Source organism: Terrabacter sp. 01T434 (assembly GCF_056398545.1).
In genome coordinates, this window is record NZ_JBFTPP010000002.1 from 247,507 (window position 1) to 269,280 (window position 21,774).

Annotated in this window: 23 protein-coding genes; 9 read left to right on the forward strand and 14 right to left on the reverse strand. The window is 71.6% G+C overall.

Translation table 11 applies throughout. The features are described 5' to 3' along the window. The first annotated feature begins 24 nt into the window (after positions 1 to 24). Positions 25 to 381 carry a VOC family protein gene (locus tag AC1DIW_RS06400; protein WP_478106900.1) on the forward strand — a complete coding sequence of 119 codons (357 nt, stop codon included), beginning with the start codon at positions 25 to 27 and terminating at the stop codon, positions 379 to 381. A 27-nt stretch (positions 382 to 408) separates the two neighbouring features. Here AC1DIW_RS06400 and AC1DIW_RS06405 read toward each other — a convergent pair whose 3' ends face one another. From AC1DIW_RS06405 to AC1DIW_RS06440, 8 genes are all read right to left on the reverse strand, one after another. Beyond that, complete coding sequence (locus tag AC1DIW_RS06405) at positions 409 to 2,289, reverse strand: ABC transporter substrate-binding protein (RefSeq protein ID WP_478106901.1); 1,881 nt, start codon at positions 2,287 to 2,289, stop codon at positions 409 to 411. A 127-nt stretch (positions 2,290 to 2,416) separates the two neighbouring features. Next, on the reverse strand, positions 2,417 to 2,827 hold the full coding sequence (locus AC1DIW_RS06410) for a hypothetical protein (RefSeq protein ID WP_478106902.1): 411 nt from the start codon (positions 2,825 to 2,827) through the stop codon (positions 2,417 to 2,419). 84 nt (positions 2,828 to 2,911) lie between these two features. Continuing rightward, positions 2,912 to 5,314, reverse strand: a complete 2,403-nt coding sequence (locus AC1DIW_RS06415; RefSeq protein ID WP_478106903.1) for an ATP-binding cassette domain-containing protein — start codon at positions 5,312 to 5,314, stop codon at positions 2,912 to 2,914. Positions 5,315 to 5,365: 51 nt separating this feature from the next. Beyond that, positions 5,366 to 6,100 (reverse strand): glutamine amidotransferase, encoded by a 735-nt coding sequence (locus AC1DIW_RS06420; protein WP_478106904.1) that lies wholly within the window; start codon positions 6,098 to 6,100, stop codon positions 5,366 to 5,368. Beyond that, complete coding sequence (locus AC1DIW_RS06425) at positions 6,097 to 6,825, reverse strand: esterase family protein (RefSeq protein ID WP_478106905.1); 729 nt, start codon at positions 6,823 to 6,825, stop codon at positions 6,097 to 6,099. The genes AC1DIW_RS06420 and AC1DIW_RS06425 overlap by 4 nt, the downstream gene beginning before the upstream one ends. A gap of 25 nt (positions 6,826 to 6,850) precedes the next feature. Next, positions 6,851 to 8,002: an alpha/beta hydrolase gene (locus tag AC1DIW_RS06430; protein WP_478106906.1), complete on the reverse strand. Its 1,152-nt coding sequence runs from the start codon at positions 8,000 to 8,002 to the stop codon at positions 6,851 to 6,853. Continuing rightward, the gene (locus AC1DIW_RS06435) at positions 7,999 to 8,925 is read right to left on the reverse strand and encodes a Type 1 glutamine amidotransferase-like domain-containing protein (protein ID WP_442278534.1); all 927 of its coding nucleotides are present in this window, start codon (positions 8,923 to 8,925) and stop codon (positions 7,999 to 8,001) included. The genes AC1DIW_RS06430 and AC1DIW_RS06435 overlap by 4 nt, the downstream gene beginning before the upstream one ends. Positions 8,926 to 8,935: 10 nt before the next feature. Further along, positions 8,936 to 10,165, reverse strand: coding sequence for an ATP-grasp domain-containing protein (locus AC1DIW_RS06440; RefSeq protein ID WP_442278533.1), 1,230 nt, complete (start codon positions 10,163 to 10,165; stop codon positions 8,936 to 8,938). Positions 10,166 to 10,315: 150 nt separating this feature from the next. On the opposite strand from AC1DIW_RS06440, the gene AC1DIW_RS06445 reads away from it, so the two are divergent. Beyond that, positions 10,316 to 10,924 (forward strand): HdeD family acid-resistance protein, encoded by a 609-nt coding sequence (locus AC1DIW_RS06445; RefSeq protein ID WP_478106907.1) that lies wholly within the window; start codon positions 10,316 to 10,318, stop codon positions 10,922 to 10,924. A gap of 76 nt (positions 10,925 to 11,000) precedes the next feature. Here AC1DIW_RS06445 and AC1DIW_RS06450 read toward each other — a convergent pair whose 3' ends face one another. The 5 genes from AC1DIW_RS06450 to AC1DIW_RS06470 form a co-directional block, all read right to left on the reverse strand. Then, on the reverse strand, positions 11,001 to 11,369 hold the full coding sequence (locus AC1DIW_RS06450; protein ID WP_478106908.1) for a YciI family protein: 369 nt from the start codon (positions 11,367 to 11,369) through the stop codon (positions 11,001 to 11,003). A 126-nt stretch (positions 11,370 to 11,495) separates the two neighbouring features. Further along, on the reverse strand, positions 11,496 to 12,110 hold the full coding sequence (locus AC1DIW_RS06455; RefSeq protein ID WP_478106909.1) for a response regulator transcription factor: 615 nt from the start codon (positions 12,108 to 12,110) through the stop codon (positions 11,496 to 11,498). Continuing rightward, positions 12,107 to 13,234, reverse strand: coding sequence for a sensor histidine kinase (locus AC1DIW_RS06460; RefSeq protein ID WP_478106910.1), 1,128 nt, complete (start codon positions 13,232 to 13,234; stop codon positions 12,107 to 12,109). The genes AC1DIW_RS06455 and AC1DIW_RS06460 overlap by 4 nt, the downstream gene beginning before the upstream one ends. Beyond that, positions 13,231 to 13,977: an ABC transporter permease gene (locus AC1DIW_RS06465; protein ID WP_478106911.1), complete on the reverse strand. Its 747-nt coding sequence runs from the start codon at positions 13,975 to 13,977 to the stop codon at positions 13,231 to 13,233. The genes AC1DIW_RS06460 and AC1DIW_RS06465 overlap by 4 nt, the downstream gene beginning before the upstream one ends. Continuing rightward, positions 13,974 to 14,990, reverse strand: coding sequence for an ABC transporter ATP-binding protein (locus AC1DIW_RS06470; RefSeq protein ID WP_478106912.1), 1,017 nt, complete (start codon positions 14,988 to 14,990; stop codon positions 13,974 to 13,976). The genes AC1DIW_RS06465 and AC1DIW_RS06470 overlap by 4 nt, the downstream gene beginning before the upstream one ends. A 106-nt stretch (positions 14,991 to 15,096) precedes the next feature. Between AC1DIW_RS06470 and AC1DIW_RS06475 the strand changes: the two genes are divergently transcribed. Further along, complete coding sequence (locus AC1DIW_RS06475; RefSeq protein WP_478106913.1) at positions 15,097 to 15,540, forward strand: SRPBCC family protein; 444 nt, start codon at positions 15,097 to 15,099, stop codon at positions 15,538 to 15,540. A 7-nt stretch (positions 15,541 to 15,547) separates the two neighbouring features. On the opposite strand, the gene AC1DIW_RS06480 is transcribed toward AC1DIW_RS06475, so the two are convergent. Then, entirely contained in the window at positions 15,548 to 16,564 is a 1,017-nt protein-coding gene (locus tag AC1DIW_RS06480; protein ID WP_478106914.1) for an LLM class flavin-dependent oxidoreductase, read from the reverse strand. A 94-nt stretch (positions 16,565 to 16,658) separates the two neighbouring features. Here AC1DIW_RS06480 and AC1DIW_RS06485 point away from each other — a divergent pair, with 94 nt between their 5' ends. The 6 genes from AC1DIW_RS06485 (at position 16,659) to AC1DIW_RS06510 (ending at position 21,767) form a co-directional block, all read left to right on the forward strand. Next, on the forward strand, positions 16,659 to 18,203 hold the full coding sequence (locus tag AC1DIW_RS06485; RefSeq protein WP_478106915.1) for a molybdopterin-dependent oxidoreductase: 1,545 nt from the start codon (positions 16,659 to 16,661) through the stop codon (positions 18,201 to 18,203). Between the two features lie 112 nt (positions 18,204 to 18,315). Further along, a complete protein-coding gene (locus tag AC1DIW_RS06490) occupies positions 18,316 to 18,978 on the forward strand; it encodes a fasciclin domain-containing protein (RefSeq protein WP_478106916.1) in 663 nt (220 codons plus the stop codon). Positions 18,979 to 19,024: 46 nt separating this feature from the next. After that, positions 19,025 to 19,636, forward strand: coding sequence for an ECF RNA polymerase sigma factor SigK (gene sigK / locus AC1DIW_RS06495; RefSeq protein WP_478106917.1), 612 nt, complete (start codon positions 19,025 to 19,027; stop codon positions 19,634 to 19,636). Then, positions 19,633 to 20,403: an anti-sigma factor gene (locus AC1DIW_RS06500; RefSeq protein ID WP_442278521.1), complete on the forward strand. Its 771-nt coding sequence runs from the start codon at positions 19,633 to 19,635 to the stop codon at positions 20,401 to 20,403. Before sigK ends, AC1DIW_RS06500 begins: the two co-directional genes overlap by 4 nt. A 123-nt stretch (positions 20,404 to 20,526) precedes the next feature. After that, the gene (locus AC1DIW_RS06505) at positions 20,527 to 20,937 is read left to right on the forward strand and encodes a TIGR03618 family F420-dependent PPOX class oxidoreductase (RefSeq protein WP_478106918.1); all 411 of its coding nucleotides are present in this window, start codon (positions 20,527 to 20,529) and stop codon (positions 20,935 to 20,937) included. Continuing rightward, a complete protein-coding gene (locus AC1DIW_RS06510; protein ID WP_478106919.1) occupies positions 20,934 to 21,767 on the forward strand; it encodes a M55 family metallopeptidase in 834 nt (277 codons plus the stop codon). Before AC1DIW_RS06505 ends, AC1DIW_RS06510 begins: the two co-directional genes overlap by 4 nt. The last annotated feature ends 7 nt before the right edge of the window (positions 21,768 to 21,774 follow it).

The following is a 21,774-nucleotide window of genomic DNA, read 5'->3' on the forward strand; positions in this document are numbered from 1 at the left end:
GGGATGGGCCCTACCGTCGTTCCCATGGCCATCGCCCGCTACCCCAGCCTCGTCATCGACTGCCCCGACGCCACCGCGCTCGCGACCTTCTACGGCACCCTCCTCGACTGGACGGTCAAGACGTCCGACGGGTGGGGCGAGATCCGTGACACCACCGGTCAGTGCATCTGCTTCCAGCAGGTCGAGGGGTTCACGCTGCCGCAGTGGCCGGGCCAGGACGTGCCGCAGCAGATGCACCTCGACGTCATGGTCGAGGACCTCGACGAGGCCGAGGCGGCCGTGCTGGCCCTCGGTGCGACGAAGCACGCGCACCAGCCCGGCACGTCGTTCCGCGTCTTCCTCGACCCCGCCGGCCACCCCTTTTGCCTCTGCGTCGACTGACGGCAGCCGTGGGCGAGCGGCGCCTGGTCAGCTGATCCGGGCGAGGTCCAGGGTCCAGACCGGGTTGCCCGGCACGGTCGTGACCCGGGCGTCGCTCGCGACGCGCGTCGCGGGCTGGATGAGGGGGACGAACGGGCTGCGCGCATTCATCGCGAGCTGCCACGCGGCATACGCCCCAGCCCGGTCGTCACCGACGGAGTCGCCCGCGGTGTCGGTGAGGTCGTCGATCGTCCGGTCGGTCCCGCGGGCCCAGCCGGCGCGGGAGCCGAGCAGCTCGCCGGGGGCGAACGCGAGGTAGTTCTCGGGGTCCGGGTAGTCCGGGCTCCAGCTCCACAGGCTGAACGCGCTGCGCCCCGCCCGGTAGGCGGCGATCGCCTGGGCGGCCGGCGCCGGGTTGAGCTGGACCTTGATGCCGACCTCGGCGAGCTGGGAGCGGACGGCCACCGCGAGCGCACTCGCCGGGATGCCCTGGATCGGCAGGTCCACGGCATACGACAACGGGACCGGCTGACCCTTGTAGCCCGACCGGCGCAGCGCCGCCTTCGCGGCCACGAGGTCGCGGGCGGGCACGAGCGGCAGCGTCACGACCGGCGTGGGCTTGCCGTTCGCCCCGGTCGTGGAGGCATCCGTCGGCGTCGCCGAGGAGCCGGACGACGACGGGACCGGGGTCGCTGGGGAGGTGGTCGACGACGGGGCCGGCGTGCCGGTGCTGGTGCCGCCGGTGCCGTCCGGGGTCGCGGTCGGCCCCGGTTTGGGTGCCAGGTCCTCGAGCGCTCCTACAATGCCCTCGGGGATGAGCCCGGCCGCGGGGGTCGAGCCCGACGCGACACGGCTCAGCGCGTCCCGGTCGATGCCGCGCCGCACCGCATCTGCGAAGTCGGGGTTGGCGGTCCACGCGTTGAGGGCCGGGTTGCGCCCGAGGGCGAGGTAGACGAGCGAGCTCGAGCGCATCGTCGTGACCCGGACGGCCGAGGCGGGCGCGGTCGCCGACGTCGGCGCAGTCTGCGAGGCCGGCGCGGTCTGCGAGGCCGCCGGCCGGGTGCCGACCGCGGCGGCCTGGCCGGGTGAGAGGTCGAGGGCGACGTCGACGCCGCCGGACCGCAGCTCGGCAAGCTGGTGGTCCGCGTCGAGGTTGCGCACGATGATCTCGGGGAAGGCGGGCTTGGGCCCTGACCACAGCGGATTGGCTTGCAGCCGAACCTCGGTCGTCCCGCGGACGCTCTCGATGACGTAGGGACCGGAGCCCGCGGAGTGCTGCGAGAGGTAGGCGCTCGCGGTGTCACCGGGTCCGATGGTGCCGCCGTGGGCCTTGACGGCCGTCGAGTTGAGGATGCCGAACGCCGGGTTGGCGAGGATCGCCGGAAGGGCGAAGTTCGACCCTGCCGAGGTGAGCGTGAAGGTGCGGTTGTCGACCTTGGTCAACGTGATCGCGCCGATGATCGACGCGGTCGGACCCGACAGCCCCTTCGCGCGCTCGAGGGTGAAGAGGACGTCGTCGGTCGTGACGGGCGTGCCGTCGGAGAAGCGGAGCCCCTTGCGCAGGCGCAAGGTGAGCCAGCGGCCCTCGGGCGAGAGCGTGTACTCGGCCATTCCGGGCACGACCTTCGTCGGGTCGGCGGGGTCGAGGCTCGTCAGGGTCTGGTAGAGGGCGTGCGTCAGCATCGCTCCACTGCGGTCGAACTGGCGCGTCGGGTCGAGGGTCGAGTGGTCGAAGACGGCGCCGACGACGAGCGGCGCCGAGGCGGTCGCGGGTGCCGTCGCGCTGCCCGGGGTCGTGCCCGATGCCCTGCCCGACGTCGTGGCCGAGGAGAGCGGCCCCGCTGACCCGGCCGTGCAGGCGGCGGCCGACGCCACCGTGAGCACGCCGATCGCCGCCACCGTCGTGGGGCGGACGAGACGTCGACGCATGGACTTCCTTCGGGGGCGCCCGGCACGGGGCCGGACTGGGACTGCGGCAGGCACGGGGAGCGGGACGGGAGCGGGACGACAGGTGGCGCCGACGGCGACCCGGAGCACCGCTGTCCGTCTCCGGAGTCTAGCCGCCGCCTGCGGCAGCGCTCACTGGCGCGGCGCTGGGCGTGAGCACGAGGTAGGCCTGCGCGAGGAGCAGGATCCCGATGGCGACCCACTTGCCGGTGGGCAGCTCCACCCCGTAGCGCCACCGGTCGACGAGGACGAGCCCGACCTGGAGCATGACGATCCAGCCCATCGTGACGAGGGCGAGCTCGGCGTACCTCAGCGACGACGCATACACCCAGAAGAGGACGAGGAAGACGCCTGCGCCGAGGACGAGACCCCGGGCGCTCCCGTTCTGTGCCCACTCCTTGGCGAAGAGCGCGCCCGCGAGGTCGAGCGCGGCGAGGCTGACCATGGCGATCGTCGCGACGACGGGCACAGGCCACGCCTCGGGCATCCTGATGAGGGGGAAGACGTCGGTGACGCTCATGGTGGCCACGTCCTTGGTCGGTCGGGCCGGCTCGGCCAGCGGGCCCTTCACCTCAGAGGGCACTCCCGAGCGCGGTGATACCGCTCAGGCGCCGACGTAGGCCGCCAGGTGCTCACCGGTGAGCGTGGCGCGGCCCGCGACGAGCTCGGCGGGCGTCCCCTCGAAGACGACGTTGCCGCCGTCGTGGCCGGCGCCCGGACCGAGGTCGATGATCCAGTCGCCGTGCGCCATGACCGCCTGGTGGTGCTCGATGACGACCACCGACTTGCCGGACTCGACGAGCCGGTCGAGCAGGCCGAGGAGGTTCTCGACGTCGGCGAGGTGCAGGCCGGTCGTCGGCTCGTCGAGGACGTAGACGTCGCCCTTCTCGGCCATCTGCGCGGCGAGCTTGAGGCGCTGGCGCTCCCCGCCGGACAGCGTGGTGAGGGGCTGCCCGAGGGTGAGGTAGCCGAGACCGACGTCGGCGAGCCGCGTCAGGATCGTGTGGGCGGCCGGGGTGCGGGCCTCGCCGTCGGCGAAGAACTCCAGCGCCTCGGTGACCGGCATGGCGAGCACCTCGGCGATGTTGCGTCCGCCCAGCTCGTAGTCAAGCACCGCGGCCTGGAAGCGCCGGCCCTCGCACTCCTCGCACGTCGACTCGACGGTCGCCATGACACCGAGCTCGGTGTAGATGACGCCGGCGCCGTTGCACGCCGGGCACGCGCCCTCGGAGTTGGAGCTGAAGAGCGCGGGCTTGACGCCGTTGACCTTGGCGAACGCCTTGCGGATCGGCTCGAGCAGGCCGGTGTAGGTCGCCGGGTTGCTGCGGCGCGAGCCCCGGATCGCGCCCTGGTCGACGACGACGACCCCCTCGCGCTTGGCCAGCGACCCGTGGACGAGCGAGCTCTTGCCGGAGCCGGCGACGCCGGTGACGATGCACAGCACCCCGACCGGGATGTCGACGTCGACGTCGCGCAGGTTGTGCGTCGACGCTCCGCGGATCTCCATCGCCCCCGAGCCCTGGCGCAGGGCCTGCTTGAGGCTGACCCGGTCGTCGAGGTGGTGCCCGGTGATGGTGTCGCTCCGGCGCAGCGCCTCGACGGTGCCCTCGAAGACGACCTCGCCACCGGCGGTGCCGGCTCCTGGTCCGAGGTCGACGACGTGGTCGGCGATGGCGATGGTCTCCGGCTTGTGCTCGACGACGAGGACCGTGTTGCCCTTGTCGCGCAGCTGGAGCAGCAGCGAGTTCATCCGCGCGATGTCGTGCGGGTGCAGGCCGATCGTCGGCTCGTCGAAGACGTACGTCACGTCGGTGAGTGAGGAGCCGAGGTGCCGGATCATCTTGGTGCGCTGGGCCTCTCCCCCGGAGAGCGTGCCGGCCGGGCGGTCGAGCGAGAGGTAGCCCAGGCCGATCTCGGCGAACGAGTCCAGCAGGTGCTGCAGCCCGCGCAGCAGCGGCGCGACCGACGGCTCGTCGACGTCGCGCAGCCACTCGGCGAGGTCGCTGATCTGCATCGAGCAGAGCTCGGCGATGTTCTTGCCCCTGACCTTCGAGGACAGCGCCTCCTTGGACAGGCGGGTGCCCCGACAGTCCGGGCACGTGGTGAAGGTGACCGCGCGCTCGACGAACCGCCGCACGTGCGGCTGCATCGCGTCGAGGTCCTTGGACAGCATCGACTTCTGGATCTTGGTGAGGACACCCTCGTAGGTGAGGTTGACGCCCTCGACTTTGATCTTCTCCGGCTCGCCGTAGAGCAGCTTCTGCCGCTGCCTGTCGGTGAACTTCGCGATCGGCTTGTCCATGGGCAGGCCGGCACCGCTGAAGATCCGGCCGTACCACCCGTCCATGCTGTAGCCGGGGACGAGCAGCGCGCCCTCTGAGAGGGACTTGGACTCGTCGTAGATGGCGGTGAGGTCGAAGTCGTTGATCGACCCCATCCCCTCGCAGCGCGCGCACATGCCGCCCTGGTAGACGGCCTCGCGGACGATCGAGGTCTCCGTCCGGTTGCCGCGGTCGGTCTTCATGACCCCGCTCGCGACTCGGGTGGGGACGTTGAAGGCGAAGGCGGTCGGCGGTCCGATGTGCGGGGTCCCGATGCGGCTGAAGAGGATCCGCAGCATGGCGTTGGCGTCGGTCGCGGTGCCGACGGTCGAGCGGGGGTTGGCCCCCATGCGCTCCTGGTCGACGATGATGGCCGTCGTCAGTCCCTCGAGGTGGTCGACGTCGGGCCTGGCCAGCGACGGCATGAAGCCCTGGACGAAGGCGCTGTAGGTCTCGTTGATCATCCGCTGCGACTCGGCAGCGATCGTGGAGAAGACGAGCGAGCTCTTGCCCGAGCCGGAGACGCCGGTGAAGGCCGTGAGCCGGCGCTTCGGCAGCTCGAGGCTGACGTCCTTGAGGTTGTTCTCCCGGGCCCCCTGGACCCGGATCGTGTCGTGGACGTCGGCGGGGTGCGACCCCCGCGACGGGCCGGATGCGGTGCGCGCGGCGGCGCTCTTCGTCTCCATGCGACGTACGCTACGGCGCCCCGCCGACCCACGGGGCCGTCCCGGCCGGGGTCAGGCGAACTCGGCGACGAACCGGCGCAGGACGTCGTGCGCGGCCGACGCGTCGGCGGCGCGGACGACCTCGATGATCGCGTCCTGCTCGTCCGGCCGGAAGTAACCGAGATGGGCGTAGGCCCGGATCCGTTCGACGAAGGCCTCGGCCTCGAGCTCGGGATGGAACTGCGTGACCCAGGCGCACGGCCCGACCCGGTACCCCTGCACCGGGCACGCGTCGCTGGTCGCCACGACGACGGCGCCCGGCGGCGGCTCGGTGGCCGCCTCCTTGTGCCCGACGAACGCGGCGAAGACCTCGGGCAGCGACCCGAAGATCAGGTCGTCACGACCCGCCTCGGTGACGCGCACGGTCGTCGTGCCGACGGGCTCGCCGTAGGTCCGGTCGACGACGCCGCCGAGCGCGAGGCTCGTCACGCCCACGCCGTAGCAGAGCCCGAGAAAGGGCACCTGGCGCGCCACGAGCTCGCGCACCAGCACGGTCAGCTCCCCCTCGACGCGCCGCTCGGTGGGCGACTTCGCCGAGTCCGGCTCGCTCACGGTGAACGGGCTGCCGCCCAGCACGACGCCGGCGTATGCCGTCACGTCCAGGGGCAGGACGGGTCCCTCCTCGAGGCGCACGTGCACGACGGCGTCTGCGCCGAGGCCGGTCAGCCGCAGGAACGCCGCCCGTTCCTGCTCGGCCAGCGCGTCGTCGACGCGGGAGGTGAGCAGCAGGAAGGGACGCCCCGTCACGGGAGCAGGTCGTCGAGGTAGAGCGGGAGCATCGCCCACCACGTCGGCCAGTCGTGGTCGTAGGCGCTGCCCCAGTCGTCGACGCGGTTGGGGATGCCCTTGCTCCCGAGCAGGTGGGCGACGGCAAGCGACTCCCCAACGTCCTCCCACCGCCCACTGCCCGAGGCGAGCACGACCATCCGGGTGCGCAGCACGTCGAGGGACGGGCCCTCGAGGCCGGGCAGGAAGCGCAGCGGCGAGCTGAAGTAGAGGTGGTCGTTGACGTGGCCGCCGAGGAACTTCTCGATGGCGTACGTCCCGCTCATGCAGACCGCCGACTGGACGAGCTCGGGGTAGCGACAGGTGATGGCGAGGGCGTTGAAGGCGCCGATGGACGAGCCGGCGACGGTGACCGGGACGTGGTGGCCGCCGAGGTCGGAGTGGATCGCCGGGATCACCTCGCGGGCGATCGTCTCGTGGAAGGCGTTGAAGAGGGCGAGGCGGTGCTCGACGGTGCCGCGGTGCTGGGCCAGGGCGCGGCCGGCGACGCTGTCGACGGAGTAGACCTTGGCCCGGCCCGCGGCGATGAGGGGCTCGAGGTGGGCGATCAGGTGGTGCCGCTCGACCTCCTCCGCGTCACCGCCCGCGGTCGGGAAGAGCAGCACGGGCGCGCCGTAGGTGCCCCACCTCGCAACGCTGATGTCCTGGCCCAGACGGTCGGAGTACCACCGGTCGGTCATCTTCATGGATTGCCTGCCCTCTCAGTTGCATTCACTCGTAGACGAACTTCTGGGGTCCGGGGAAGATCCAGGACAGGCCGTCGCCGAGCCGGTCGCGCCAGTTCTCCCAGTTGTGGCCGTCGCGCGACTCCGTGTAGCGCACCGTCATGCCGGTCTGGCGGAAGACCGGGACCATCGACCGGTTCGGGCTGATGAGCGGCTCGTAGACGCCGCACGACATGAAGATCCTGTCGACGACCGCGGTCGGCTTCTCCCGGAAGCGGTTGACGAACTTCACGACCGGGTCGAACGCCGGACCGCCGCCGTGCTCGAAGCCGATGTCGGTGAAGACAAGGGAGGCCGACTGGAGCAGCAGCGAGCCGAAGAAGCCGGGATAGCGCACCGCCGTCGAGAGCGAGGCGACGCCGCCGAACGAGCTGCCCATGAGGCAGCGCGCCTCCGGGGCGTCGACCAGGGGCAGTCGCTCGGTGAGCATCGGCACGAGCTCGCGCGCGATGAACCGGGCGTGCGGGGCGTGGTTGGGATACTCCTTGAGCCGGTCGCGCGGCGGCACGAAGACCGCGACGAGCGGGTCGATGTCGAGCCGGTGGATGAGGTTGTCGAGGACGGTCTTCATCGCGGCGAACTGGAGGTAGTCGGTGCCGTCGTGCACGACGAGCAACGGATAGCGCTGCGCCCGGTTGAAGCGGGCCGGCAGGTAGATCTGCACCGGCTGGTCGCGCCGAAGGGCCTTGCTGCGGACCTGCTCCTCGACGAGGGTGCCGGGGCGCGCCTCCGGGTCGACGGTGACCCACTCGGGCACGCGGTAGCCGATCGCCGCGCACACCGACGACGACCCCATCGGGCTGTGGGCCAGACGGGAGTTGAGCGGGTCGTTGAAGCGCTCGTAGTGCTCGCCCTTGCGGATCTCGATCTGGTACTCGACCCGTGACCCCTCGGGCAGCACGGTCGTCACGGCCCAGAGGTCGGACTCACCGATCCTCTTGAGCGGCAACGGGTCCGGCAGACCGACGACCCGGTGCCGCACCCACACCTCGTCGACGTGGCCGCGGTAGAGGAAGGTCGCCCGCTCGCCCTCGACGATCGGGCAGCCGTGGCGCTCGAGGAAGCGGTCGATCATCGGCCCGTCGAGCGGCATCCGATCGCGCAGCAGGTTGATGGCGAGGCGTTCCATGGCACTCATGCGGCGCCCACCACGGACACGTGACCGGTGCGGTCGATGACGCGGGCGCCCGGAGGCAGGTCGGTCGCGCCGTCGGGGAAGCGCACGACGGCGCCGTCGTCCAGGAGCAGCAGCCGGTGCTCACCGAAGCGCCTCGCCAGCACCGACATCCGCTCGTGGTCGTCGAGCTGCAGGCGCCGCTTGGCGTGCGGCAGCGCGATCAGGCCGGGCAGCCGGCCGAGCCCCGTGTCGTGCACCTCGGCCGCCGTGACTCCCTGCGGGGTGAAGTCGTGGAAGAGGACGACCTTGTCCGTCAGCGCCATCGCCCCGGCCGACCAGGCGACGACCGTCTGCTCGCGACTCATCGTCACGTCGAAGAAACGGAGCGTCCAGAGCAGGGTGCGCACGTTGCCGCCGGCGATGACGACGGCCTCGCACTCGTCGAGGATCGCGCCGATCTCGCCTTGGTGCCACCCGACCGTGCCGTTCTCGTCCGACGCCGCGAGGGCACGGGTCGAGCGGTACAGCTCGGCGAGCTGCTCGGCATACCACCGGTCGACGTCGCGCACGGCCTCCATCGCGGCCTCCTCGGCGACCGGACCGACGGCGTGCAGCGACGTGCGGTGGGCGACCGCCTGCACGGCGTCGATCGCCGCCTGCAGCCGGATGCCGTAGAAGGCGCGCAGCTCGTCCATGCGGTCGCGGAACGCGAGCACCGCCGCGGCGACGTGCCTGTCCTTGGCCAGCACGTCGAGCATCCGGTGGTGCAGCCGGAGGTTGACGCCACGGCCGTCGAGGTGGCCGGCGAGCTCGGCGTCGTCGGACTCGCGCTCCTCCCAGCCGGAGTTGACCATGGCGATGCGCCCGGTCAGCTCGAGGGCGCGCACGGTCGAACCGACCGTCGTCGTGAAGCGTTGCGGCCCGAGCAGGATCGTCGTCGACATCGGCGGGTGCTCAGCCCGCGTGCATGTGGATGGTGCGGCCCACGTCGTCGAGCATGGCGCGCGCCGTGTCGAAGTCGGGGTGGCGCAGCCGCACCCAGGCGTTGGCCATGTACCCCGCCTCGACCGCCTGGGTGCCGTGGCCGACGGGCGGGAAGTGGCCGTCGATGACCCACTCGCCGTAGCGCGACTGGATCTCGTCGATGCCGGTGTAGCCGGTGACCGACCCGTCGCGGTCGGGGCGCAGCGCGACGATGCCCGCGGCATACGTCCGCTTCATCTGCTGCTCGGGGGCGCGGTGGGTGATGACGTGCGCCCACTCGCGGTAGACGTCGACCTCGTTGGCAGCGGAGTAGACGTCCCACGCACCGACGCCCGGCGGCCGGGCACCGATCTCGCTGAACTTCAGGCCCTTCGGGCCGTAGAACCACTCCATGTGCGTGGCCGACGTCTCGATGCCGAGCGCCTCGATGACGCGGCGGCCGAGGTCGCGGACCTCGGCGTAGAAGGCGTTGCCCGGCTCGTCGACGCGGTTCGTCGTGATGAACTGCGGCGAGATCCAGCGGTGGCGCATCGCCTCGAGGACGTTGGGGTAGTAGTGCGTCGCCCAGTCGTGCACGACGTGGCCGTCGAGGGTGATCGTGTCGTAGAAGCCCTCGTGGCCCTCGACGAACTCCTCGATGGCGATCGAGCTCGCGCCCTCGCGGCCGTATGCGGCCAGCGCCTCCTCGAGCTCGTGGTCACTGTCGACGCGGACCGTTCCCTGCGCCCCGGCGCCGGCACGCGGCTTGAGGATGAGCGGGTAGCCCTCGCGCTCGGCGAAGGCGCGCGCCTCGGCGGCGGAGTCGACGGCGGCACTGGCAGCCGTGGGGACCCCGGCCTGGCGCAGCGCCTCCTTCATCGACGGCTTGTCGCGGCACAGCCAGGTCGTGCGCACGCTCGTGCCGGGGATGCCGCACACCTCGCGCACCTGCGCCGCCGGCATCGTGTGCGCCTCGACGGTCGCCTCGAGGGCGTCGATCCACACCTTGCCCTGGAAGTGACGGACGGCCTCCACCATCTGGTCGACGTTCGTCACCGACCCGACGCGGTAGTAGCCGCGAAGCGCACCGAGCACGTCGTCGCCGAGGTGGGCCTCGTCGGACTCGCCGATGCCGTAGACGTTCGCCCCCACCGAGGCGAGCGCGTGGACGAAGCGACGTTGGTTCGCCGGGAACGACGGCTCCACGAAGATGATGTTCACCTCGCCGACGCTATCGGTCAGCCGGAGGGGTCGCCACGGCTGCCGTGTGCGGTCGCGCGGGTCACGCCCGAAACGCATGCGCGGATGGCCGTCCGGGACGAAGATGGAGGTGTCGCATCTCGGGCATCACCTCACCCTCAGGAGGAAGCCATGTCGAGGACCGTCCCGAACCCGGCATCACCCGCCACGAGCCCGGCCGGCTGGTCGGGGCCCCTCGTCGCCCTGGGCATCCTGTCCCTCGTCCTGGGCGTGATCGTCCTCGTCTGGCCCGAGGCGACCCTTCTCGTCGTGGCGATCACCTTCGGACTGCAGCTCATCGCGGCCGGGGCCGTGCGCCTCTCGGTCAGCCGGGACCTGCCGAGCGATCCGGGCTGGCTCCGGCCGGTCTCGATGGGGCTCGGGGTGCTCTCGATCGTCGCCGGTGTGATCTGCCTCTTCCGACCCAACTCCTCGCTCTTCGTCATCGCGATCTTCATCGCGATCGGCTGGATCGCCGAGGGCATCGCGGCCCTGGCCCAGGGTTTCGGCTCGGACCGCACGACCGGTACCCGCGTCTTCCTCATCGTCTGCGGCGTCGTGTCGATCATCGCCGGCCTCGTCGTGGCGATCTTCCCCGGGTCCTCGCTCGTGCTGCTCGCCCGGCTCGCGGGCATCATGCTCATCCTCATCGGCATCGCGGAGATCGTCGCGGCCTTCATGGCCCGTCGCGCCGCCGGCACGGGAAGCACGGGCAGCCGGCCGGCACCCGCCGCGGCCTGACGGCATACGACCGCGTGGACGTTCGTACCCCCGGGAGGGGGCGCGACCGTCCACGGTGGGGTCAGGACAGCCCAGGTCAGGACTGCGGCGGCAGGTCCTCGAACTCGTAGATGCGGCGGACCTCCACCGACACCTCCTCGAAGAGCGACATGAACCGCTGAGCGAGCTCGAGGGCCTGCTCCTTGCTGTCGACGTTGACGACGGCGAAACCGCCCACGACCTCACGGGCCTCGGTGAACGGCCCGTCGGTCACGGTGACGCCGCCGCCCTCGGTCTTGCGCAGGACGGCGCCGTCCTTGCTCTGGGTGACGCCCTCGGCGGCGAGCAGCACCCCGGACTCGGCGCACTCCTGCATGAACGCGCCCATCGCGGCCTGGAACTCCGGGCTGGGGTTCGACGCCTCGGGGCGGGACTCGTCGATCTTGTGGATCATGAGGTAGCGCATGGCTCTCCTTGCGTGGGTGTCGCGGGGGTATCGCGGGGTATCGCGCGGGTGTCGGGTGCGTGCCGGGTCGGTCCCAGCCTCCACCACGACGTCGAGCCAGGGTGCCCCGACTCGACACGTCCGGGCTCAGAGCCAGCCGCGGTCCTGGGCGACCCGAGCGGCCTCGGCGCGGGTCGAGGTGCCGGTCTTGCCGATGGCCGAGCTGAGGTGGTTGCGCACCGTGCCCTGCGACAGGTGGACGACGCCGGCGATGGCGGCGACCGTGCCGCCGCGCAGCGCCACACCGAGGACCTCGCGCTCCCGGTCGGTCAGGGGGTTGGCGCCGTCGACGAGCGACTCGGTGGCGAGGGAGGGGTCGACGACCCGCAGACCGGCGTGCACGCGGCGAACGGCCTCGGCGAGCTGGCGCGCGGGGGTGTCCTTGACGACGAAGCCGGAGGCCCCCGCCTCGAGCGCGCGGCGCAGGTAGCCCGGCCGGCCGAACGTCGTCACCACGAGGGTGCGCACCCCGGGCAGGGCGCTGCGGACGGCGGCCGCGGCGGCGATGCCGTCGACGCCCGGCATCTCGATGTCGAGCAGGCACACGTCGGCGCCGGAGGACCGGGCCGCGTCGACGACCTCGTCGCCCCGGCCCACCTCGGCGACCACCTCGAGGTCGGGCTCGAGCGCGAGCAGCGCCGCGAGCGCCCCACGCACGAGGGCCTGGTCGTCGGCGAGCAGCACCTTGATCGTCTCGCTCACAGCGTCACCTCCAGCACGGTTCCATGACCTTCCGGGCCCGTCTCGAGCGAGAGCCGGCCTCCCGCGGCCCCGACCCTCTCACGCAGCCCACGTATGCCGTTGCCCTCGGGGCGCCCGCCGAGGCCGCGCCCGTCGTCCCGGACGGTGAGCCGGTTCGTCGCGAGCTCGACCCAGCACGTGTCGGCATCGCTGTGGCGCACGACGTTGGTCGTCGCCTCCCGCAGCACCCAGGCGAGCACCGTGCGGTGGCGCGGGTCGACGACACCAGGATCCTCAGGGACGTGGGCCTCGATCCCGGCGCCGGCGAGGGCCGTCCTCGCGGCGGCCAGCTCGTCTCCGAGCCGCGCCACCCGGAGCCCGCCCACCGTGGCCCGGATCTCGGCGAGCGCCTGACGACTCAGCGCCTGGATCTCGACCAGCTCCTCCTTGGCCCGCTCGGGGTCGAGGTCGACGAGGCGCTCGGCGAGCTCCGCCTTGACGGTGACGACGGTCAGCGAGTGACCGAGCACGTCGTGCACGTCCCGAGCCACGCGTTCGCGCTCCTCGACGATCGCGAGGTCACGCGACATCCGCTCGTAGTCCTCACCCCGGTCGGCGACGATCCGCACCCCGCCCGTCATGACCCCGACGGCGAAGACGATGATCGCCACGCTCCACGTGCCCTCGTCAGGGTCGGCGAGCATGGCCGCGCTGCCGGCGATGACGGTCGCGACGACGCCGAGGGCGATCGCCCACGCGAGCGGCAGCGCGAACATGCCGAAGGCGACGACGAACGGCAGGAAGCCGAGGCTGCCGGCCCCGATCAGCGGTGCCGTCCCGACGGTGCACCCGAGCAGCACCACGAGGTATGCCGTCGCGTGACGCGTCGTGGCCGCCCCCCGTGGTCGCCGCTCGAGGCCCTGCGACCCGACGACGTAGGTGACCGCGAAGACGACCACGAGCAGCAGTCCGACCACGGTCTGCCACCACGGCCGGGCCACCGTGACGAGGGAGAGCACGGGGAAGACGAGGAAGACGAGCCAGACCCCGCGCACCACCCAGCCGTAGCGCTCCCAGGGGTTGCGCCCCGGCGCCCCGCTCGCCGGCTCGGCGAACGGGGTCACGGCACTGACCTGCTCCGTCACTGGCGCTCCCGCCCGCGGCGGACGAGCACCACGGCGAGCACGCCGAAGATCGCGAGCCACGCGAGCACGTTGACGATCGGCAGCCAGAGCGGGTCACGCGTGCCGTCGGGGAGGTAGCCCTCGGTCAGTGGGTAGCGGGCCAGGGCGGCATACCCGTAGAGCGGGGTCAGCTTCGCGAAGGACAGCAGCGCACCCGACAGCGGGATGAAGAGGTTGCCGAGGAACGCGAAGATGACGAGCGTCCCCGCCGCCGCGCCGACCGCGGCCTCGGAGCGGAAGGCCGTCCCGATGAGCAGGCCGTAGAGCGCGAAGACCGCCGAACCGCCGAGGACGAGCAGGGCGCTGAGGGCCCAGGCCTGCGCCGAGCCCCTGGCGCCCGTGGCGACGCCGAGGGTGAAGGTGAGCAGGACCGGCACGGCGGCGACGGTCATCGCGATGAGCGCCTTCATGGCGATGTAGGAGGAGTCGGCCAGCGGCGTGAGCCCGAGCTGACGGCCCCAGCCCTGCTGTCGCTCGACGGCCGCGTTGCCGCCGATGCTCGTCGTCGCGGTGACGGCGCCGTAGGCGGCCATGCTGATCATGACGTACATCGCGACGTTGCCGTTGCCGATGTTCGCGTCCTTGGCGTCGACCGTCGCACCGAAGATGAGGTAGAAGAAGGCCGGCAGGACGGCGGTGAAGAACATGCCGCTCCAGTCGCGCGTGATGCGCCGCATCTCGAGCAGGGTGAAGGTGACGTTCATCGGACGAGCTCCTCTGCGTGGTCCTGGTCGTGGTCGTGGGCTCCGGCGTCACGGCCGTCGCGCTCGTCGCCCGTCAGGGTCATGAAGGCCTGCTCGAGGCCGGCGGTGACGATCTCGAGGTCGGTGCCGTCGAGGTCGAGCAGCAGCATCCGCGCCACCGTGTCCGAGTCGGCGGCCGTGACGACCACCCGGGAGCCGCGCTCCTCGACGTCGCGGACGCCGTCGACGGCGCGTAGTCGCGCCACGGCCGCGGCGAGCGAGCTCGACGGCAGGGTCGCCGAGACGGTGCGGCCGCTCGCGCGGGACCGGATCTCGGCCGTCGTGCCGTCCGCGACGATGCGGCCACCGGCGATGAGGACGATGCGGTCGGCGAAGGCGTCGGCCTCTTCGAGGTAGTGCGTCGCGAAGACGACGGTGCGCCCCGCGCTCGCGTCGGCGTGCATGGTGTCCCAGAAGTCGCGGCGGGCCGTCACGTCCATGCCTGCCGTCGGCTCGTCGAGGACGAGCAGCCGCGGGTCCGGCAGCAGGGCCAGCGCGAAACGGAGCCGCTGCTGCTCACCGCCGGAGCACTTGGACACGCGGCGGTCGGCCAGCGCCCTCAACCCCGCGCGGTCGATCACCTCGTCGACGGGGGTGCTGGCGGCATACGTCGACGCGATCATGCGCACGGTCTCGCGAACGGTGAGGTCGCGCAGCAGGCCGCCCGTCTGGAGGACGGCGGAGACGTGGCCGGCGATGACTGCCTCGCGGGGCCGGTGGCCGAAGACCCGGGCCGTCCCGGTCGTCGGCTCGGTGAGCCCGAGCACCATGTCGAGGGTCGTCGTCTTGCCCGCCCCGTTGGGGCCGAGGAACGCGACGACCTCGCCGGGCTCGATGCGCAGGTCGACGCCGTCGACGGCGCGGACCTCCGTGTCGTGCGACCCGCGTCGAGCAGGGAAGGTCTTGACGAGCGAACGCAGCTCGACCGCCGGGGCCCCCGAGGCGCCGGCGACCGATGAGTGTGTGGTGGTCATGGCTCCACTCTCCCGCGGCGGGACACGACGCGTCAGCAGCACGCGTCACGTCCTGCGCGTGACAGGTGTCATGGGGACCGGGACCGGGACCGGACAGACTGTGGGCATGGCCGACTTCGAGGTGCACCTCGACCCACCGTTGCCCGCCCCGGAGGCGTGGAGACGCATCCTCGACCTACGCGCGCACACCGCGGTCATCCCGCTCACCACGGTGACGGGCGACGCGATGACGGCCGGCGAGCTCGTCGACGGGTCTCGCTTCACCGCCCGGACCGGACTGGGGCCGGTCGGCTTCGACGACGTCATGGTCGTCGAGACCATCGTCCCGCCGACATCGACCTCGGCTGGTCACGCGCGGATCCGCAAGGAGGGCAACGTGGTCCGCGGTGTCATCGACCTGAGGGTGACGCCGACCGCGGCAGGTTCGGCGGTCGTCTGGTCGCAGCGGATCGGGGTGCGGGCGGTGCCGGCGATCCTCGACCCGGTCGTGTCGAGGGTGGCGTGCGCCGCCTACGCCTCGACGCTGCGCCGACTGCTCAGCCGCGGCTGAAACCCATTCAGCGCCAGCCGAGCTCGGGCGCCACGTGCGTCAGGAGACTCTCGATGACGTGGGCGTTGTAGTCGACACCGAGCTGGTTGGGCACGGTGATGAGGAGGGTGTCGGCGGCCGCGACCGCCTCGTCCTCCGCGAGGTCACGGACGAGCTGGTCGGGCTCACCGGCATACGTCTTGCCGAAGCGCGCCGTGCCGCCGTCGATGATGCCGACCTGGTCCTGGCTGGCCGACTCGCGGCCGAAGTACGCCCGGTCCAGGTCGCTCACGATGGGGAAGACGCTGCGGCTCACCGAGACGCGCGGCTCGCGCTCGTGGCCGGCCGCCGTCCACGCATCGCGGAAACGCTGGATCTGCTCGGCCTGCAGGCGGTGGAAGGGCACCCCGGTGTCCTCCGTGAGCAGGGTCGAGCTCATGAGGTTCATGCCCTGCTCAGCCGTCCACTCCGCGGTGGCCCGGCTCCCGGCACCCCACCAGATGCGGTCGCGCAGGCCGGGCGAGTGCGGCTCGATGCGCAGCAGGCCGGGCGGGTTGGGGAACATCGGTCGCGGGTTGGGCTCGGCGAAGCCCCGGCCGGACAGGACGTCGAGGAAGACCTCGGTGTGCTGTCGGGCCATGCCGGCATGGTCGCCGTCGTTCGGCTCGTAGCCGAAGTAGCGGAAGCCGTCGACGACCTGCTCGGGTGACCCCCGGCTGATGCCGAGCTGGAGCCGGCCGCCGGAGATGAGGTCCGCTGCGCCCGCGTCCTCGGCCATGTAGAGGGGGTTCTCGTAGCGCATGTCGATGACGCCGGTCCCGATCTCGATCCGGCTGGTGCGCGCCCCGACCGCAGCGAGCAGCGCGAACGGCGACGCCAGCTGGCGAGCGAAGTGGTGCACCCGGAAGTAGGCACCATCGGCGCCGAGCTCCTCGGCCGCGACGGCCAGGTCGATCGACTGGAGCAGGGCGTCGGCCGCCGACCGCGTCCCCGAGTGGGGGGATGGGTTCCAGTGCCCGAACGAGAGGAATCCGATCTTCTTCACGTGCGGTCAACAACCGGGGTCGCGACGCTCTTCCCGAACTCCCGTCGACGGCGCCGGACAATCCGGGGCGCCCCCTCGCGCCGAAGCACGAGGCATGATGCGCCTACGACTTGCCCTCAGCGGGATCCTTGCCGCGGTGGCCGGGATCGCCGCCGGCCACCTCGTCGCGGGCTTCCTCGCCCCTGCATCGTCGCCGGTGCTCGCCATCGGGTCGACCGTCATCGACGTGACCCCCACGCCCGTCAAGGAGTGGGCGATCGCAACCTTCGGGACCAACGACAAGCTGATCCTGCAGGGCTCGGTCCTTGTGGTGACGCTCGTGCTCGCCGCCGTGGCGGGTCTGCTCGCCCGCCGCCGGATGCCGCTCGCTGTCGGTCTCATCGTGCTGCTCACCGGGCTGGCCGGTGCCGCTGCGCTCCTGCGACCCGCGGCCCGTCCCCTCGACGCGCTTCCCGCCCTCGCCGCCATGGCCGTCGGCGTCGCCACCCTCGTCTGGCTCGCGCGCCTGGCCGGCGCCGCGGGCGACGCCGACCGCGGCGCGGGCCCAGATGCGGGCCTCGGTGCCGATCTCGGCACCCGCTCCGGCACCAGCCGCCGAGGCTTCGTCGTCGGCGCGCTCGGCGTCACCGCGCTCTCGGTGCTCGCGGCCGTCGGTGGCCAGCTCCGCAGCGGGGCCCAGACGATCAAGAAGGTCGTGCTGCCCGCCGCCGCTGACAAGGCCAAGCCACTGCCGGCCGGCCTCGAGACGAAGGTCCCCGGCATCTCGCCCCTGCGCACCCCGAACGAGAAGTTCTACCGCGTCGACACGAACCTCAGCGTGCCGAAGGTCGACGTCGACAGCTGGACCCTCGAGGTCGGCGGCATGGTCGAGAAGCCCTTCACCCTGACCTTCGCCGAGCTCGCCGCGATGCCGCTCATCGAGCGCGACATCACCATGACCTGCGTCTCCAACGAGGTCGGCGGCGGCTACATCGGCGCCGCCCGCTGGCTCGGCGTCCGGCTCACCGACGTGCTCGACCGGGCCGGCACCAAGGGCAACCCGGACCAGGTTCTGAGCACCGCGGTCGACGGCTTCACCATCAGCACGCCGCTCGGCGTCGTCCGCGACGGACGCGACGCGATGATCGCCATCGGCATGAACGGTGCCCAGCTCAGCGACACCCACGGCTTCCCGGCCCGCCTCATCACGCCGGGCCTCTACGGCTTCGTCGGAGCGACGAAGTGGCTGACCAAGCTCACCCTGACCACGTATGCCGCCGACCAGTCCTACTGGACGAAGCGCCAATGGGCGACGGACGCCCCCATCAAGACGAGCGCCCGCATCGACACCCCGGCGCCGCTGTCGACGATCAAGGCCGGCACGACCGCCATCGGCGGCGTCGCCTGGGCCCAGCACCGCGGTGTCGGCAAGGTCGAGGTCAAGATCGACGACGGCCCTTGGCAGGCAACGAAGCTCGGGCCCGACGTCGGTGTCGACTACTGGCGCCAGTGGTACGTCCCGTGGGACGCCAAGCCCGGACTGCACCGGATCTCCGTGCGCGCGACCGACCTCAAGGGACAGGCACAGATCACCGAACGTGCCACGCCGTTCCCCAGCGGGTCGAGCGGCATCCAGGAGGTGGTGGTGACCGTCGCGTGAACGCATACGACCGAGAAACCCGCGAAAAAACTTGTCCGACAAGCAATCCGGAGCCGCACCGGCCCCGAACCCCCTATGACCGTGCACCACACAGCCACAAGGAGTGACTGACATGAAGAGCATGAAGACCCGTACCGGCCTCGTCGCCCTCGCCATCGCCCTGCCCCTGAGCCTCGCGGCCTGCAGCAGCTCCAGCGACGCCGCGCCCTCCGGTGGCAGCACGCCTGCCGCCAGCACGCCCGCCGACACGATGTCGAACACCCCGTCCGACACGATGTCCTCGTCCGCCTCGATGGACGCCGCATCGGCCGTCTTCGGCCCGGGCTGCCAGGCCGTGCCGAAGGACGGCAAGGGCTCGTTCAACGGCATGGCCACCGACCCGGTCGCGACCGCCGCGAGCAACAACCCGCTGCTCTCGACCCTCGTCACCGCCGTCAAGCAGGCCGGCCTCGTCGACACCCTGAACTCGGCTCCCGAGATCACCGTCTTCGCGCCCGTCAACGACGCGTTCGCCAAGATCCCGGCCGCCGACCTCCAGAAGGTCCTCGCCGACAAGCCGACCCTCACCAAGATCCTCACGAACCACGTCGTGGCCGGCAAGCTCTCGCCGGACCAGCTCGCGGGCGACCACAAGACGCTCGCCGGCACGACGATCACGGTCAAGGGCTCCGGTGAGAACTACACCGTCGGCAAGGCCGACGCGAAGGTCATCTGCGGCAACGTCCCGACCGCCAACGCCACGGTGTACATCATCGACGGCGTGCTGATGCCCTGATCGTCTGCCGACCAGGCTGACGCAGAGCACGACGACGGGCGACACAATGGACCCCATGTCACGGTTCTCGGTGGTCCCCTCCGGCGATGAGTCGCCGGAGGGGACCGCCCGCCCAGTCCATCTGGAGCAGCTGCTCCACAGAGCGGCGACCGGCGACGAGACGGCGTTCGCAGAGCTCTACGACGCGGTCTCCTCCCGGCTCTTCGGTCTCGTCCGCCGGGTCGTGCGCGACCCCGCCCAGTCCGAGGAGGTCACCCAGGAGGTCTTCCTCGAGATCTGGCGGCACAGCGCACGCTTCGACCCGAGCAAGGGTGCGGCGATGTCGTGGATGCTCACGATCGCCCACCGCAAGGCCGTCGACCGGGTCCGGTCGGCGGAGGCGGCTCGCAACCGCGACGAGGGCTACGGCGCCAGCAACCAGGACGTCACGCACGACTCCACCGCGGAGGCCGTCGTCGAACGGCTCGATGCGGAGCGGGTTCATCGGGCGTTGGAGACGCTCACCCCGGTCCAACGGCAGGCGTTGGAGATGGCCTACCTCTCGGGGTACACGCACACGGAGGTGGCAAGCATGCTCGACCTGCCGCTCGGGACCGCCAAGACACGCATCCGTGATGGACTCATCAGACTACGAGACACGTTGGGGGTGACCCTGTGAGCGAGGACATCCACGCGCTCTCCGGCGCGTATGCCGTCGACGCCCTCGACGAGGTCGAGCGGGCGCGGTTCGAGCGCCACCTCGCCGGCTGCTCGGCCTGCCAGGCCGAGGTCGACAGCCTCGTCGCCGCGGCGCACCAGCTGTCGGCACTGACCGAGGTCGCGCCGCCGCCGTCGCTCCGGGCCAAGGTGCTCGCCGAGATCTCGACCGTGCGTCCGCTGCCGCCGATCGAGGCCCCCCAACCAGCCGAGGGCAGCGAACCGGCCGAAGACAGTACGGCCGACGAGCTCGCGGAACGCCGCCGGTCCCGCGCAGGTCGTGGGTTCGGCCGGGGCTGGCGCCTCGTCGTGGCAGCCGCCACGGTGGCGGTGCTCGCCATCGGCGGGTTCACCGTGTGGCGCCAGGTCAGCCAGGATCCCCAGCGGGTCATGGCCGACCAGGTGCTCGCCGCGTCGGACGCGACACGCTACGGGGAACGCCTCGCAGGCGGAGCCACAGCCACCGTGGTCCGGTCCAGCTCTCTCCACCGGGCCGTCCTCATCACCTCGGGTATGGCGCAGCCGCCCGCCGGCAAGGTCTTCCAGCTGTGGCTCCAGGACGCGACGGGTCACATGACCTCCGCGGGCCTGATGCCCGGGGGTGGCGACCAGGTCGTCGTGCTGAGCGGCGACGCCACGCACTCGAAGGGCGCCGGCATCACGGTCGAGCCCGCCGGCGGCTCGGACCAGCCGACGTCCAACCCGATCGCCTTCGTCGCCTTCGCCTGACGCCCGCGGCCGTCCCCTGATCCGGCGGTCACGAGTCTCGTCCCGGCTTCCCCGCCTGGGACTCGTGACCGCCGCGCAGCGGGGCGGCGGTCTACGGTGGGAAGCCCGACCAGAGGAGTCTTCGTGCCCAAGCCACCCCTGCCGGCAGCCGTGGCAGACGAGCTCGTCAAGCCCTGGCACGCGACGATCAGCACCGTGCGTCCGGACGGGCAGCCGGTCTCCGTGCCGACCTGGTACCTCTACGAGGACGGCAGAGTGCTCGTCAACATGGACGCCGGGCGGAAGCGGCTCGAGCATCTGCGGACCAACCCGCGGGTGAGCCTCAGCGCCATGGACCCAGGTGACTGGATCACTCACATCAGCATCCTGGGCCGCGTCGCCGAGATCGTCGACGACGCCGAGCTGCGCGACATCGACCGGATCGCCCGGCACTACACCGGGAAGGCGTATGCCGTCCGCGACCGCCCGCGCGTCAGCGCCTGGGTCGAGATCGACCGGTGGCACGCGTGGGGCCGGCTCAAGGACGTGCGGTGAAGGCCTACCTGTCGTTCGACTTCGAAGGCGTGGCGGGGATCGTCGACTGGACGCAGTGTCGGGAGGGGACGACGGCATACGACATCGGCTGCGCCCTCACGCTCGGCGAGGTGAACGCGGCGATCGAAGGTGCCGTGCGCGGAGGTGCCACCCAGGTGGTCGTCAACGACTCGCACGGACAGATGCGCAATCTCGACCCGGACGACCTGTCCCACGACGCGAGCTACATCTCGGGTCGCCACAAGCCGCTCTACATGATGGAGGGACTCGACGACTCCTTCGACGTCGTCTTCCTGGTCGGCTACCACGGTTCGATCTCCGGGGAGTCGTCGACGCTGTCGCACACCTACAACCCGGAGGTGTTCTCCGCCGCGCGGATCGGCGACACCGAGGTCGGCGAGAGCGGCATCAACGCCCTCGTGGCCGCGCACTTCGGGGTGCCGATCGGCCTGGTCACCGGCGACGAGGTGACGATCACCGAGACGTCGCCCTTTGCCCCAGAGGCCGCGACGGTCATCACCAAGCACTCGATCACCCGCTTCGCCGCGAGCAGCCTGCACCCGCGCGTGGCTCGCGAGCGGATCGAGGAGGCGGCCGCCGAAGCGGTCAGGCGCGCGCTCGACGGCCGGCTCCGGCCGCCGCAGCTCGACAGGCCGGTGCGGCTCGAGCTCGAGGTGCATACCGCCGACATGGCCGAGGTCGGCAGCTGGGTCAAGGGCGCCGAGCGCGTCGGCACCCGGACCATCCGCATCGAGTCGGACGACGCGCTCGCGGCCTTCCGGTCCTTCGTCGCCGTCAACTACATCACCCGGCAGGCCGGAGGCCGCTGAGCGACCG